Source organism: Rhodopseudomonas sp. BR0C11 (assembly GCF_010820945.1).
GTDB classification, from domain to species: domain Bacteria; phylum Pseudomonadota; class Alphaproteobacteria; order Rhizobiales; family Xanthobacteraceae; genus Rhodopseudomonas; species Rhodopseudomonas palustris_H.
Genome location: NZ_QTKI01000864.1, coordinates 1 through 416, shown reverse-complemented (window position 1 = coordinate 416; position 416 = coordinate 1). Strand labels below are relative to the sequence as shown.

1 protein-coding gene is annotated in these 416 nt (G+C 63.9%); it reads left to right on the top strand.

The annotated features are described in order from the left end of the window. Positions 1-30 precede the first annotated feature (30 nt). A partial coding sequence (locus DYI24_RS27840; RefSeq protein WP_246701408.1) for a thiamine pyrophosphate-dependent enzyme occupies positions 31-416 on the top strand: 386 nt, incomplete at its 3' end.

The following is a 416-nucleotide window of genomic DNA, read 5'->3' as shown; positions in this document are numbered from 1 at the left end:
TAAGGGACAGGTCACGGCTGTCTCGGCTGCCTGGGGATCGGACCGGGGTTCGCGATCGGCGCCCAGCTCGCCGCTCCGGAGCGTCGGGTGATCCACCTGACCGGCGACGGCGCGCTCGGCTTCCACCTGCAGGAACTCGACACCATGGTCCGGCACCGCTTGCCGATCGTCACCGTGGTTCTCAACAACGAAGTCTGGGGAATGTCGATCCACGGGCAGCAAATCATGTTCGGCAGCAACTATCATGTGATCTCGAAACTGGGCGGGACGCACTTTGCCAACATCGCCCAGGCGTTCGGCTGTCATGCAGAGCGTGTGACCCGGTTTGCCGACATCGCGCCGGCTCTGGAGCGCGCTTTCGCCAGTGGCGGCCCGGCGTTTATCGAGGTGATGACGGATGCCGACGTGGTTCATAC